Source organism: Agromyces mariniharenae (assembly GCF_008122505.1).
Taxonomy (GTDB): domain Bacteria; phylum Actinomycetota; class Actinomycetes; order Actinomycetales; family Microbacteriaceae; genus Agromyces; species Agromyces mariniharenae.
In genome coordinates this window covers 443455-455970 of sequence record NZ_VSSB01000002.1, presented here as the reverse complement: position 1 = coordinate 455970, position 12516 = coordinate 443455, and the positions used below count along the sequence as shown (strand labels likewise).

General features: G+C 72.0%; 13 protein-coding genes. 4 read left to right on the top strand and 9 right to left on the bottom strand.

Going from position 1 to position 12516, the window contains the following annotated elements; genetic code table 11:
* Nucleotides 1-29: 29 nt before the first annotated feature.
* Nucleotides 30-1553: a glutamate--tRNA ligase gene (gene gltX, locus FYC51_RS15430; RefSeq protein ID WP_148734676.1), complete on the bottom strand. Its 1524-nt coding sequence runs from the start codon at nucleotides 1551-1553 to the stop codon at nucleotides 30-32.
* A 68-nt stretch (nucleotides 1554-1621) separates the two neighbouring features.
* A complete protein-coding gene (locus FYC51_RS15425) occupies nucleotides 1622-2560 on the bottom strand; it encodes a LysR family transcriptional regulator (RefSeq protein ID WP_148734675.1) in 939 nt (312 codons plus the stop codon).
* 82 nt (nucleotides 2561-2642) lie between these two features.
* Between FYC51_RS15425 and FYC51_RS15420 the strand changes: the two genes are divergently transcribed.
* Nucleotides 2643-3698 carry an aminotransferase class V-fold PLP-dependent enzyme gene (locus FYC51_RS15420; protein ID WP_148734674.1) on the top strand — a complete coding sequence of 352 codons (1056 nt, stop codon included), beginning with the start codon at nucleotides 2643-2645 and terminating at the stop codon, nucleotides 3696-3698.
* Nucleotides 3699-3735: 37 nt separating this feature from the next.
* Here the strand turns inward: FYC51_RS15420 and FYC51_RS15415 are convergent, their stop codons facing one another.
* The 3 genes from FYC51_RS15415 to FYC51_RS15405 form a co-directional block, all read right to left on the bottom strand.
* Entirely contained in the window at nucleotides 3736-4509 is a 774-nt protein-coding gene (locus FYC51_RS15415) for a fumarylacetoacetate hydrolase family protein (protein WP_148734673.1), read from the bottom strand.
* A gap of 85 nt (nucleotides 4510-4594) precedes the next feature.
* Nucleotides 4595-5710, bottom strand: coding sequence for a branched-chain amino acid aminotransferase (locus FYC51_RS15410; protein WP_148734672.1), 1116 nt, complete (start codon nucleotides 5708-5710; stop codon nucleotides 4595-4597).
* Between the two features lie 25 nt (nucleotides 5711-5735).
* Nucleotides 5736-6797 (bottom strand): 3-isopropylmalate dehydrogenase, encoded by a 1062-nt coding sequence (locus tag FYC51_RS15405; RefSeq protein WP_148734671.1) that lies wholly within the window; start codon nucleotides 6795-6797, stop codon nucleotides 5736-5738.
* Nucleotides 6798-6934: 137 nt separating this feature from the next.
* On the opposite strand from FYC51_RS15405, the gene FYC51_RS15400 reads away from it, so the two are divergent.
* On the top strand, nucleotides 6935-7198 hold the full coding sequence (locus tag FYC51_RS15400; RefSeq protein ID WP_148734670.1) for a DUF6458 family protein: 264 nt from the start codon (nucleotides 6935-6937) through the stop codon (nucleotides 7196-7198).
* 78 nt (nucleotides 7199-7276) lie between these two features.
* On the opposite strand, the gene FYC51_RS15395 is transcribed toward FYC51_RS15400, so the two are convergent.
* Nucleotides 7277-8857, bottom strand: coding sequence for an MFS transporter (locus tag FYC51_RS15395; protein WP_148734669.1), 1581 nt, complete (start codon nucleotides 8855-8857; stop codon nucleotides 7277-7279).
* Nucleotides 8858-8945: 88 nt separating this feature from the next.
* Here FYC51_RS15395 and FYC51_RS15390 point away from each other — a divergent pair, with 88 nt between their 5' ends.
* Nucleotides 8946-9509 carry a TetR/AcrR family transcriptional regulator gene (locus tag FYC51_RS15390; protein WP_148734668.1) on the top strand — a complete coding sequence of 188 codons (564 nt, stop codon included), beginning with the start codon at nucleotides 8946-8948 and terminating at the stop codon, nucleotides 9507-9509.
* Nucleotides 9510-9526: 17 nt separating this feature from the next.
* Here FYC51_RS15390 and serA read toward each other — a convergent pair whose 3' ends face one another.
* The 3 genes from serA to FYC51_RS15375 all read right to left on the bottom strand — a co-directional run bounded on the left by serA (nucleotide 9527) and on the right by FYC51_RS15375 (nucleotide 12185).
* On the bottom strand, nucleotides 9527-11119 hold the full coding sequence (gene serA, locus FYC51_RS15385) for a phosphoglycerate dehydrogenase (RefSeq protein WP_148734667.1): 1593 nt from the start codon (nucleotides 11117-11119) through the stop codon (nucleotides 9527-9529).
* A 150-nt stretch (nucleotides 11120-11269) separates the two neighbouring features.
* Entirely contained in the window at nucleotides 11270-11668 is a 399-nt protein-coding gene (locus FYC51_RS15380; RefSeq protein ID WP_148734666.1) for a hypothetical protein, read from the bottom strand.
* Nucleotide 11669: 1 nt separating this feature from the next.
* Nucleotides 11670-12185 carry a hypothetical protein gene (locus FYC51_RS15375; protein WP_148734665.1) on the bottom strand — a complete coding sequence of 172 codons (516 nt, stop codon included), beginning with the start codon at nucleotides 12183-12185 and terminating at the stop codon, nucleotides 11670-11672.
* A gap of 145 nt (nucleotides 12186-12330) precedes the next feature.
* Here FYC51_RS15375 and FYC51_RS19350 point away from each other — a divergent pair, with 145 nt between their 5' ends.
* Nucleotides 12331-12501, top strand: a complete 171-nt coding sequence (locus tag FYC51_RS19350; protein ID WP_187432691.1) for a hypothetical protein — start codon at nucleotides 12331-12333, stop codon at nucleotides 12499-12501.
* Nucleotides 12502-12516 lie beyond the last annotated feature (15 nt).

Genomic DNA, 12516 nt, shown 5'->3' with positions numbered 1-12516 from the left:
CGAGTCGGAGCGACCGGCACGCGCCGCGGCTACTCCGCCGGGCTGAGCTCCGCTGCGAGCCGGTCGATCCGGTCGATCGAGTCGATCTTGCCGAGGATCTGCATCGACTCGAACAACGGCGGCGAGACACGGCGACCCGAGATCGCGGTGCGCACCGGGCCGAACGCGACCCGCGGCTTGAGGCCGAGGCCGTCGACGAGAGCGCCGCGCAGCGCCTCCTCGATCTGGTCGTGCGTCCACGCGTCGGCGGGCAGGCGGTCGAGGGCGTCGCGCGCCGCGGCGAGCACCGCGCGCGCGTCGGCGGGGAGCCCGGCGAGGGCGTCGACGTCGTACGAGAGGCCCGCGGCATCCGTGAACAGGAAGCCCAGCATGCCCGGCGCCTCGCCGAGCAGGCCGATGCGCTCCTGCACGAGCGGCGCCGCCTCGACGAGCACGGCCTCCTGCGCAGCAGAGATCGGCGTCTCGACGGCGCCGGCGGCCTGCAGGTACGGCACCGTGCGGGCGGCGAACTCGCCCGGCTCGAGCAGCCGGATGTGGTCGCCGTTGATGGCCTCGGCCTTCTTCAGGTCGAAGCGCGCCGGGTTCGGGTTGACGTTCACGACGTCGAACGCGGCCACGAGCTCCTCGCGGCTGAACACGTCGCGGTCGGCCGAGAAGCCCCAGCCGAGGAGGGCGAGGTAGTTGACCAGGCCCTCGGGGATGAAGCCGCGGTCGCGATGGTGGAACAGGTTCGACTCGGGGTCGCGCTTCGAGAGCTTCTTGTTGCCCTCGCCCATCACGTAGGGCAGGTGGCCGAAGCGCGGAACGAACGTCGTCACGCCGATGTCGATGAGCGCGTGGTACAGCGCGATCTGCCGCGGCGTCGAGCTCAGCAGGTCCTCGCCTCGCAGCACGTGCGTGATGCCCATGAGCGCGTCGTCGACCGGGTTCACGAGAGTGTAGAGCGGGGCGCCGTTCGGGCGCACGACCACGAAGTCAGTCGTCGATCCCGCGGCGAAGTCGATGCGGCCGCGCACCAGGTCGTCGAACCCGAGGTCGACGTCGGGCACGCGCAGGCGCAGCGCGGGCGTGCGACCCTCGGCGCGGAACGCGGCGCGCTGCTCGTCGGTGAGGTCGCGGTCGAAGTTGTCGTAGCCGAACTGCTTGGGCCGACCGGCCGCCTCGTTGCGGGCGTCGATCTCGTCGGCGGTCGAGTAGCTCTCGTACACGTGACCCGACGCCTTGAGCTGCTCGACGACGTCGGCATAGATGTCGAGCCGCCGGGACTGGCGGTAGGGCTCGTGCGGGCCGCCGATGCCGATGCCCTCGTCCCAGTCCAGTCCGAGCCAGGTGAGCGCGTCGAGGATCTGCTCGTAGCTCTCCTCGCTGTCGCGCGCGGCATCCGTGTCCTCGATGCGGAACACGAAGGTGCCGCCGGTGTGCCGGGCGAACGCCCAGTTGAAGAGGGCGGTGCGCACGAGGCCGACGTGGGGCGTGCCCGTGGGCGAGGGGCAGAAGCGCACGCGGATGTCGGAACCGGTGGCGGATGTGGTGGGGTGGGCTGTCTCGGACATACCCGTCCATGCTATCGAGCGCCGCGTCGCCGCCGCGTTCTCCGGGGGGCCGCCGGATGGCCGTCGTGTCAGGCGGCGAGCGACTCGAGCGCCGCGATCGCGGCCGCGACGGCGGGCACGCGCTCGGCACCCCGCGCGGTGACGAGATGGAGCGACCGCACGTCGGCCCGCGCCGTCGGCCGGGTCACGACCTCGGGATGCCGCGGCGAGGCCGCGAGCGCGAGCGCCGGCAGCAGCGCCACGCCGAGCCCCTGCGCGACCATGCCCTCGACGGCGACGAAGTTGTCGGTCTCGAACGCGATGCGCGGCGTGAACCCCGCGGCATCCGCCAGCTCGAGCAGGTGCCCGCGGCAGCGCGGGCACCCGGCGATCCACGGGTCGTCGCGCAGCGCGGCCAGGTCGACGACGTCGGATGCCGCGGCCGGATGCCCCTCGGGCAGCACGAGCCGGATGGGCTCCTCGCCGAACGCGCGCACGTCGAGGCCGCGCGCGCTCGCGCGGTGCGGGTCGTCGCGGTCGCCGGGGTAGCTGAAGGTGATCGCGAGGTCGGCGCGGTCGGCGCGCACGGCGGCCACGGCCTCGGGCGGCTCGGCCTCGACGTACGTCACGGCCACGCCCGGATGCGCCGCGCCGAGCGCCGCGATGAGCCGCGGCACTAGCGACGCCGACGCCGACGGGAAGGCGACGAGCCGCACACGCCCGGCCCGCAGCCCGCGGATCTCGGCGAGCTCGCCGGCCGCCGCCTCGAGCGCAGTCGCGACGGCGTTGGCGTGACGGGCGAGCACGCGGCCCGACTGCGTGAGCCGGATGCCGCGACCCACGCGTTCGACGAGCGCGATGCCCGTGCGCTCCTCGAAGCGGCGCAGCTGCTGGCTCACCGCGGGCTGGCTGTAGCCGAGCGCGTCGGCGGCGGCGGTCAGCGAGCCGTGCTCGGCGACCTGGCGCACGACACGCACCGTCTGGAGGTCGAGGGCCGCGGCGAGGCCGTCGATGGACGCGTCCGACATGCCCAGAAGCATAACGTCACGGCATGGGTGTGATCACATACCTGCCGTTGTCGAATGGATGCCGCAGGCGGAGACTGGGGACATGACCCCCACCGTGCAGAACCGACTCGCCGCTGTCCGCGACCGATTCGCCGCAGGCCGAGGCTACCTCGCCGCGTGCACGCTCGGCCTGCCCGCCGACGTCACGGTCGAGGCGGTGCGCCGCGACCTCGAGCGCTGGGCCGCCGGCACCGCGGACTCGCTGGAGTACACCGCGGCGGTCGAACGGTCGCGGGCGCACGCCGCGACGCTCCTCGGCGTCGACGCGACGCGGATCGCAACGGGATCGCAGGTCTCCCCTTTCGTCGCGCTCGCCGCAGCGGCCGCGCCCGCGGGTGCGGAGATCGTCTGCATCGAGGGCGACTTCTCGTCGCTCGTCGGGCCGTTCCTCGTGCGCGGCGACCTCCGCGTGCGGCATGTGCCCATCGACGCGCTCGCCGACGAGATCGGGCCGAGCACCTGGCTGGTGGCGTACTCGCTCGTGCAGTCCGCGACGGGCGCGGTCACCGACGCGGCATCCGTCGCCGAGGCCGCCCGCGCCGTCGGCGCGCGCGTGCTCGTCGACACGACCCAGGCGACCGGGTGGATGCCGACCACCGACGTCGAGGCCGACCTGCTGGTCTGCCACTCCTACAAGTGGCTGTGCGCGCCCCGCGGTGCCGCCTTCGCCGCCTTCTCGGACCGCGCACTCGCCGAGTTCGTGCCGATCGACGCCGGCTGGTGGTCGGGGACCGATCCGTGGGCCTCGTGCTACGGACCCGACCTGCACCTCGCCGAGGATGCGAGCCGCTTCGACGTCTCCCCCGCCTGGCACGCGTGGATGGGCGCGGAGGCCGCGCTCGGCCTCGCCGCGTCGCTCGACGCGGACGAGGTGCGCGACCACGCCGTGGGCCTCGCGAACGCGTTCCGCGACCGCATCGGACTCGACCCGTCGAACAGCGCGATCGTCGCCTGGCCCGACGCCGACGGCACGTCGCTGCGGGCGCTCACCGCGGCCGGCATCACCGCCTCGGGACGTGCCGGTCGCGCCCGCGTGGCGTTCCACCTGTGGAACGACGACGAGGACGTCGACCTCGCCGCGCGCGCGATCGGCCGCTGAGCCGCTGAGCCCCGACGGCGGATGCCCCGGGGGCCGATCAGCCCGCTGCGCGCACCGGGTTCGAAAGCGTGCCGAGTCCCGACACCGTGACCTCGACGGTGTCGCCGTCGACGAGCGGGCCGACGCCAGCGGGCGTGCCGGTGAGGATGACGTCGCCGGGCAGCAGCGTGAAGACGCTCGACGCGTAGGCGACGATCGCCGGGATCGAGTGCACCATGTCGGCCAGGCGGCCGTGCTGGCGCCGCTCGCCGTCGACGATGGTCTCGATGGTGCCCCCGTCGAGGTCGAGCTCGGTGTCGATGACGGGCCCGAGCGGGCAGAACGTGTCGAAGCCCTTCGCGCGGGTCCACTGCCCGTCGCGGCGCTGCAGGTCGCGCGCGGTCACGTCGTTCGCGATCGTGTACCCGAAGATGACGCCCGCGGCATCCGCGTCGGCGATGTTCTTGGCGATGCGGCCGATGACCACCGCGAGCTCGCCTTCGTGCTCGACCTGCTCGCTCTGCCTGGGCAGCACGATGGCGTCGCCGGGGCCGATGACCGACGTGTTCGGCTTCAGGAACAAGAGCGGCTCGGCCGGCGCCTCGCCGCCCATCTCCTCGGCGTGCTCGCGGTAGTTCTTGCCCACCGCGACGACCTTCGACCGCGGGATGACCGGCGCGAGCAGGCGCGCCTCGGCGAGCGGCACTCGCGCGCCCGTCGGCTCGTAGCCCGCGAACATCGGGTCGGCCTTCAGCACGACGAGCTCGTCCTCCTCCTCGTCGACGATGCCGAAGGCGATGGTGTCGCCGTGGGAGAAGCGCGCGATCTTCATGCAGCCAGCCTATTGGGCGGGCGGGACGACGCGACGGCCGACGCGACGACGCGACGGCCACGCGGGCCGTCGCGTCGTGCGCGCGTCAGGCGTCGAGCCGCGTCATCCAGCCGTGGCGGTCCTCGACGCGCCCGTACTGGATGCCGGTGAGCTCCTCGCGCAGCGACATGGCGAGCTCGGTCGCGCCCGGGCCGTTGTGCACGATCTCGAAGTCCTCGGCGAGCAGGCGGCCGATGGGGGTGATGACGGCGGCCGTGCCGCACGCGAACGCGCCCACGATGTCGCCGGATGCCGCGCCCTCGCGCCACTCGTCGATGGTCACCTTGCGGCTCTCCACCACGTGGCCGCGGTCCTTCGCGAGCTGGAGCACCGAGTCGCGCGTGATGCCCTCGAGGATCGAGTCCGACTCGGGGGTCACGACCGTGCCGTCGCGGTAGACGAGCACCACGTTCATGCCGCCGAGCTCCTCGAGGTACTTCCCTTCGTCGAGGAACAGCACCTGCTGGCATCCGTGCTGGGCCGCCTCGGCCTGCGGCAGCAGGCTCGACGCGTAGTTGCCGCCCGTCTTCGCCGCACCGGTGCCGCCCTTGCCCGCGCGGGCGTAGCGCGTGGAGAGCCAGATCGACACGGGCTGCACGCCGCCGTGGAAGTAGGCGCCCGCCGGGCTCGCGATGAGGTAGTACGCCACCTTCTTGGCGGGCCGCACGCCGAGGAAGGCCTCCTTGGCGAACATGAACGGGCGCAGGTAGAGGCTCGTCTCGGGGGCGGTGGGCACCCAGGCGCCGTCGACCGCGATGATCTGCTTGAGCGACTCGATGAAGTACTCGCTCGGCAGCTCGGGCAGCGCGAGGCGGGCGGCCGAGCGCTGCAGGCGCGCCGCGTTCTCGTAGGGGCGGAACGACCAGATCGACCCGTCGGCGTGCCGGTACGCCTTGAGGCCCTCGAAGATCTCCTGCGCGTAGTGCAGCACCGCGGCCGACGGCTCGAGCTGGATCGGGCCGTACGGCGAGACGCGCGGACGGTGCCAGCCGCCCTTCTCCGACCAGCAGAGGTCGACCATGTGGTCGGTGAAGTGGTTGCCGAAACCCGGGTCGGCGAGGATCGCGTCGCGCTCGGCGTCGGTCTTCGCCGCGTCGTTGCGGGTGACGGCCCAGGTGAGCCCTGCCGCGGAGGGTGCCTGGAGCGGGAGGTTGATGGTCATGTGCTTCGTCCTTCGGATGCGCTGGTTACTCGTGTGCGCCGATGCGAGCGACGATCGCGTCGCCGACCTCGGAGGTCGAACGTCGTGCGTCGCCGCGCTCGGCGATGTCTGCGGCGACCGCCCGCTGCACCTTCGCCGCCTGCTCGCGGTGACCGAGGTGGTCGAGCAGCAGGGCGACGGAGAGGATCGCGGCGGTGGGGTCGGCGATGCCCTTCCCGGCGATGTCGGGTGCGGAGCCGTGTACGGGCTCGAACATGCTCGGGAACCGGCCGTCGGGGTTGATGTTGCCCGAGGCCGCCAGTCCGATGCCGCCGCTGATCGCGCCGGCCAGATCGGTGAGGATGTCGCCGAAGAGGTTGTCCGTGACGATGACGTCGAATCTAGCAGGATCCGTGACGAGGAAGATCGTCGCAGCGTCGACGTGCAGGTAATCCACCGAGACGTCGGGGTACTCGACGGCGACGGCGTCGACCGTGCGCTTCCACAGCGACCCGGCGAAGACGAGCACGTTGGTCTTGTGCACGAGCGTCAGCTTCTTGCGCGGGCGCGCGGATGCCGCGGCGAACGCGTAGCGCACGACCCGCTCCACCCCGTAGGCGGTGTTGACGGACACCTCGTTCGCGACCTCGGCGGGCGTGCCCACGCGGATCGCGCCGCCGTTGCCCACGTAGGGCCCCTCGGTGCCCTCGCGCACGACGACGAAGTCGACATCGCCCGGATCGGCCAGCGGGCTCGCGACGCCGGGGTGCAGCACCGACGGACGCAGGTTCACGTAGTGGTCGAGCTCGAAGCGGAGCTTCAGCAGCAGTCCTCGCTCGATGTTGGCGCCCACGAGGCGCGGATCGCCGGGCACGCCGCCGACCGCGCCGAGCAGGATCGCGTCGTGATCCTTGATCGCGGCGAGGTCGTCGTCGGTCAGGACGTCGCCCGTCTCGAGGTAGCGCGCGGCCCCCAGGGAGAACGGCGTCTGCTCGAAGGCGATCTCGGTGCCGGCGACCGCCGCATCGAGCGCCCTGAGCGCCTCGGCGACGACCTCTGGGCCGATTCCATCGCCCGGAATGACTGCGAGCCTGACCGTACCTACCATGGATTCTCCTTCGTGCGCCAGCCCTCCCAGCGTAGTGTCCGTCGGACTGGCTGATGGCTACAGTGGGCCTCAGGACGAGGTATCCACCTCATCGAAGCGCGGCACCCGAGCCGCCGGAGAGAAAGAGGAACCCCCACATGAGTCTCGGTCTCGGCATCGTGCTCTTCGTCATCGGCGCGATCCTCGCATTCGCGCTGAACCTGACCGTCGACTGGGTCAACCTCCAGTTGGTCGGCTACATCCTCATGATCGCCGGAGCGATCGTGATCATCCTGGGCATCGTCCTCCTCGCCCGCCGTCGCCGTTCGATCTCCACGTCGCAGACGAGCGTGGACCCGGCGACCGGCAGCCGCGTGACCCGCAACGAGCACTCGGCTCCCGAGGACCCGACGACGCTCTGACCGCACGTCACGACACGGCCGCCGCCCGGGAGGGGCGGCGGCCGTTCGTCGTTCGGGCCGCGATCGCGCCCCGCCCGCTCAGGCGCGCGGGGCCTTCGGGTTCCGCAGGGCGATCGCCGCCACGACGGCCGCCGCCGCCATCAGCGCGACGCCGATGAGCGACGTCACGACGACGCCGGCGTCGAAGGCGTGGGCAGCGGATGCCGCGAGCTGCGTGCCGATCGGGCCGGGCAGCCCGTCGGCGACCGTCATCGCGCCCGCGAGCGTCTCGCGCGCGGCATCCGCCTGCTGGTCGGTGAGCACCGACGGGAGCACGAGGCCCGCGCGGAACTGCACCGCCAGGATGCTGCCGAGGATCGCCGTGCCGAGCACCGCGCCGAGCTCGTAGGCGGTCTCGGAGACGGCGGACGCGGCACCGGCCTTCGCGGGCGGCGCGCTCGAGAGGATGAGCTCGTTCGAGACGGTCTCGGCCGCGCCGATGCCCACGCCGAGGAGCACGAACGCGAGGACGATCGGGCCGATCGAGCCGGATCCGGCGAACAGCGCGATCACGAGGTATCCCGACGCCGACAGGCCGAGCGCGACCGGGACGAGCACGCGCGGGCGCACCCGACGCGCGACCGGCACGACCAGGAGGCCGGCGGCGATCATCGCGACGAGGCCCGGCAGCAGCGCGAGTCCGGCCTCGACGGGACTGAGTCCCGCGATGAGTTGCAGGTGCTGCGACACGAAGTAGAGGAACCCGACGAGCGCGATGACGCTGAACAGGTTCACGACGACGGCGCCGCCGAACGAACCCTGGCGGAAGAGGCGCACGTCGAGCATGGGCGTCTCGCTGCGCAGCTGGCGCCGCACGAACCAGAGCGCGCAGGACACTCCGAGCGCGATCGCCTGCACGCCGAAGCCGTGCATGCCCTCGGTCGCGAGCGACTTGATGCCGTACACGATGGGGCCCATCGCCGCGAGCGACAGCACGGTGCTCACGAGGTCGATCCGGCCCGGCGCAGGGTCGCGGCTCTCGGGGATGAGCATCGGCACGAACACGAGCAGCGGCACCAGCACGGGCACGGCGAGGAGGAACACCGAGCCCCAGTGGAAGTGCTCGAGCAGCAGCCCGCCGACCAGCGGACCCATCGCGCTGCCCGCGGCGAAGCCCGACGCCCAGATCGCGATCGCCAGGCGGCGCTGCTCGCGTTCGGTGAAGACGGCGCGCAGCAGCGAGAGCGTCGAGGGCATGAGCATGGCGCCGAAGAACCCGAGCGCGGCACGTGCGACGATGAGCGCCTCGGCTGTGGGCGCGAACGCGGCGCCGATCGAGACGAGCGCGAACCCGGTCGAGCCGATGAGCAGCATCCGGCGGCGTCCGTAGCGGTCGCCGGCGCTGCCCATCGCCACGAGCAGGCCCGCGAGCACGAGCGGGTACGCGTCGATGATCCAGAGCTGCTGCGCGGCCGTGGGCGCGAGGTCGGCGGAGATCGCCGGCAGCGCGAAGCTCAGCACGGTGTTGTCGACCGAGACGAGCAGCACCGGCAGCATGAGCACCGCGAGCGCCAACCAGGCGCGCCGCGGCGCGCGCGTCGACCGGCCGGGATCGATGCGCGCGGCGGCATCCGTCGCGCGGTCGATGGGCGTGATCGTGCGTTCCGTGGTGTTCGTCATCTCGGGTTCCATTACTTTACCGTCCAGCCGGTATAGTATCAGATCATGCACGGATGCCGCCCGCTCACGTCTCGCTAGCATCGAGCACATGAGCCGCCCTCCTGCCGCACGCGACGCCGTGCTCGACGCGTTCGAGCGCCTCCTCGTGGAGGACGGCGAGCGCGCCGCCACCCTCGACGCCGCGGCCCGCGCCGCCGGCGTCTCGAAGGGCGGTCTGCTCTACCACTTCCCCAACCGGGAGGCACTGGTCGACGGCGTGCTCGCGCGGTTCTCCGCGCTCGTCGACGCCGATCTCCAGGTCATGGCCGAGGCGCCCGAGGGCGCGGTCGCGTACTTCGTGCGCTCGTCGGTGTCGCACGACACGGCGCTCGAGCGGGCGGGCGTGGCGGCGGCGCGACTGGCGCAGGCGGGGCATCCGTCGGCCGTGCGCATGATCCGCTCGGTCCGCGAACGCTGGATGGGCGCGGTGCGGGCGCACGTGGCCGACCCGACCGTGGCGCTCGCGATCACCCTCATCGGCGACGGCCTGTACTACGACTCGGCGCTGCACGGCGACGACGCCGAGACGGGCGTCGACGCGCCGCCCGCGAGCGAGATGGACGCGCTCGTGGCCATGCTCGAGCGGCTCGCAGCCGAGCCGCCGACGAGCTGAGCCGGGTGCGCGCCCGATTACTCCTCGGTGATGTCGATCTCGACGAGCACGTCGGCGTCGATCGCCTCGCGCACCCGGTCGAGCACCTCGGTCGGCACCGGTGAGTCCACCGTGAGGACGCTCAGCGCCTGGCCGCCGGCCTCGCGGCGCGCGATCTGCATGCCCGCGATGTTGATGCCGGCCTCGCCGAACTCGCGGCCGTAGATCGCCACGATGCCGGGACGGTCGGTGTACTGCATCACGATGTGGGTCGTCGCGATCGGCACCTCGATCTCGTAGCCGTTGACGCCCACGAGCTTCTCGATCTGCTTCGTGCCGGTCAGCGTGCCCGAGACCGAGATCTGGCGGCCGTCGGCCAGCGCTCCGGCGAGCGTGATGACGTTCCGGTACTCGGGCGAGTCCGCGTCGACGATGAGGCGCACGTCGATGCCGCGGTGCTCGGCGAGGAGCGGGGCGTTCACGTACGAGACGCTCTCGCTCACGACATTCGTGAAGACGCCCTTGAGGGCGGCGAGCTTGAAGACGCTCACGTCGTAGTCGACGAGCTCGCCGTGCACCTCGACGTCGAGGCTCGTGATCGCGGTGTCGGCGAGGCCGGCGAAGAGCTGGCCGAGCTTCTCGACGAGCGGGATGCCGGGCCGCACGTACGGGTCGATGACGCCGCCGGCCACGTTGACCGCGTCGGGCACGAGTTCGCCGGCGAGCGCGAGGCGCACCGACTTCGCGACCGAGACGCCGGCCTTCTCCTGCGCCTCGTCGGTCGACGCGCCGAGGTGCGGCGTCACGATGACGTTCGGCAGCGCGAGCAGCGGCGACTCGCGCGGCGGCTCGGAGACGAAGACGTCGAGGCCCGCGCCGGCGATCGTGCGTGCGGCGAGCGCGTCGTAGAGCGCGTCCTCGTCGATGAGGCCGCCACGGGCGACGTTGACGACGTAGGCGGTCGGCTTCATCTTCGCGAGCTGCTCGGTGCCGATCATGCCGGTCGTCTCGGGCGTCTTCGGCATGTGGATGGTGATGAAGTCGCTGCGCTCGAGGAGCTCGTCGAGGCTCACGGTCTGCACCCCGAGCTGCTGCGCGCGGGCCGCCGTGATGTAGGGGTCGTACGCGATGACCTCGGTGCCGAAGGCCTGCAGGCGCGCGGCGATGAGCGCGCCGATACGGCCGAGGCCGATGATGCCGATGGTCTTCTCGTAGAGCTCGACGCCGGTGTAGTGCGACCGCTTCCACTCCCCCTGCGCCAGCGCGGAGTGCGCCGCCGGGATGTGGCGGGCGAGGCTCAGGATGTGGCCGACCGTGAGCTCAGCCGCCGAGATGATGTTCGAGGTCGGCGCGTTCACGACCATGACACCCGCGGTCGTGGCGGACTTGATGTCTACGTTGTCGAGGCCGACTCCGGCGCGGGCGATGACCTGGAGCTTGGGCGCGGCCGCGATCGCCTCGGCGTCGACCTTCGTCGCCGACCGCACCAGTATGGCGTTCGCGTCGGCGATCGCCTCGAGCAGCGCCGGACGATCGGTGCCGTCGACGTTGCGGATCTCGAAGTCGGGCCCGAGGGCGTCGACGGTGGCGGGCGAGAGTTCTTCGGCGATCAGCACGACCGGCTTTGACACGAACGATTCCTTCGGGGCGAAGCGCGCACGCGGCGCTCTGATGTGCGGGTGGGGATGCGCCACACGCCGTGGGGGCGCTACCCGCTCACTCTACTGGAGGGCGCATGCGGCATCCGTTCTGTGACGACCTGGCCGTCACAGGCACGACCGTCAGCCGAGGTCGAGGCCGCCGACCTGGAAGAAGAGGTCGGTGAGCCCGAACGTGAGCGCCTGCACGGCCGCGTAGCCGGCGAGGAACAGCACGACCTGCTGCAGGGGCCCGCGGCGGCGGCCGAGCCAGAACGCGACGCCGAACACCAGGAACGGCAGCACGAGCGCGAAGATCAGCAGCGTGAGGCCGAGGCCCGAGAGCGCGATGCCGAGCGACCCCGCCTGCAGGTTGAGGCCGACGAGGTTGCCGACGGCCTCCCACACGTCGTAGGCGTAGAGCACGCCGAACAGCACGGCGATCGTGACGGCCAGCCAGAGCGGGGTCGCCAATCGCGGTGCGGCCGCGTCGTCGGCGGATGCCGCGGCACCGGCGTCGGCGGGAACGGATGCCTCGGTCATCTCAACCTCGCAGCAGGAACGGGACGGGGACGAGGACGATCGCGCCGACGATGAGCCAGAGCAGCCGTGCGCGGCGGCGCTCGGACGCCAGCCAGAGCGTCGTGCCGAACCACAGCGCGGGCGCCAGCACGGCGAGCCAGCGACCGAGTCCGTACATGAACTGCGCGACGGGGTCGCCGAGATCGGGAGCCGCCGAGATCGCCCAGAGGAGCCAGCCGACGGAGTAGAGGAGGTACACGCCGCCGAGCACGCCGAGCAGCACGAGCTCGGCCGAGCCGGGCTGCGTCGCGGCATCCGCTTGGTCGGCTTCGACGGCCGTCGCGGCCTGCCCGTCTCGCTCGTCGCCGTCGACGTGGTCGACCGCGGTGGCGCCGTTCGGCTCGGCGACCCGATCGGATGCCGCGGCATCCGCCGACTGGGAGCCGGTCGGGTTGCCGACGACCTTCCACCCGGGGGCGAGCGTGGGGTCGTCGTCGCCCTCCCAGCGCAGCGCGTCGTCGTCGGGATCCGGGCTCATGCGACCAGACTAGCGAGCCGGATGCTCCGCGTCCGTGCGCACCTCGGCGAGCTCGCGCCGTACCGCTCCACCCGCGGCTTCGGCAGCGACATCTCCGTCGCACGGGGGACGCGGAGCGCGACCTGGCGCTCGCATGATCAGGCGTATGAGCGAATCCATCATCACGCCAGGAGCCGACGTCCTCACTCCGCGCGGACGCGGCGCGATCGTCGATGTCCGGGCCACTCCGTCGGGCAAGTTCGTCTTCGGCGTCGAGGATGACGACGGCGAAGTGAGCTACTTCACCGAGAAGGCGCTCCGGCTCGCGCGAAGCTAGAACAGCCTGCCGAAG

Bases quoted from the DNA above. Each gene is read 5' to 3' on its own strand.
- gltX (WP_148734676.1), bottom strand. From the start codon at position 1,553: ATGTCCGAGACAGCCCACCCCACCACATCCGCCACCGGTTCCGACATC.
- FYC51_RS15425 (WP_148734675.1), bottom strand. From the start codon at position 2,560: ATGTCGGACGCGTCCATCGACGGCCTCGCCGCGGCCCTCGACCTCCAG.
- FYC51_RS15420 (WP_148734674.1), top strand. From the start codon at position 2,643: ATGACCCCCACCGTGCAGAACCGACTCGCCGCTGTCCGCGACCGATTC.
- FYC51_RS15415 (WP_148734673.1), bottom strand. From the start codon at position 4,509: ATGAAGATCGCGCGCTTCTCCCACGGCGACACCATCGCCTTCGGCATC.
- FYC51_RS15410 (WP_148734672.1), bottom strand. From the start codon at position 5,710: ATGACCATCAACCTCCCGCTCCAGGCACCCTCCGCGGCAGGGCTCACC.
- FYC51_RS15405 (WP_148734671.1), bottom strand. From the start codon at position 6,797: ATGGTAGGTACGGTCAGGCTCGCAGTCATTCCGGGCGATGGAATCGGC.
- FYC51_RS15400 (WP_148734670.1), top strand. From the start codon at position 6,935: ATGAGTCTCGGTCTCGGCATCGTGCTCTTCGTCATCGGCGCGATCCTC.
- FYC51_RS15395 (WP_148734669.1), bottom strand. From the start codon at position 8,857: ATGACGAACACCACGGAACGCACGATCACGCCCATCGACCGCGCGACG.
- FYC51_RS15390 (WP_148734668.1), top strand. From the start codon at position 8,946: ATGAGCCGCCCTCCTGCCGCACGCGACGCCGTGCTCGACGCGTTCGAG.
- FYC51_RS15380 (WP_148734666.1), bottom strand. From the start codon at position 11,668: ATGACCGAGGCATCCGTTCCCGCCGACGCCGGTGCCGCGGCATCCGCC.
- FYC51_RS15375 (WP_148734665.1), bottom strand. From the start codon at position 12,185: ATGAGCCCGGATCCCGACGACGACGCGCTGCGCTGGGAGGGCGACGAC.
- FYC51_RS19350 (WP_187432691.1), top strand. From the start codon at position 12,331: ATGAGCGAATCCATCATCACGCCAGGAGCCGACGTCCTCACTCCGCGC.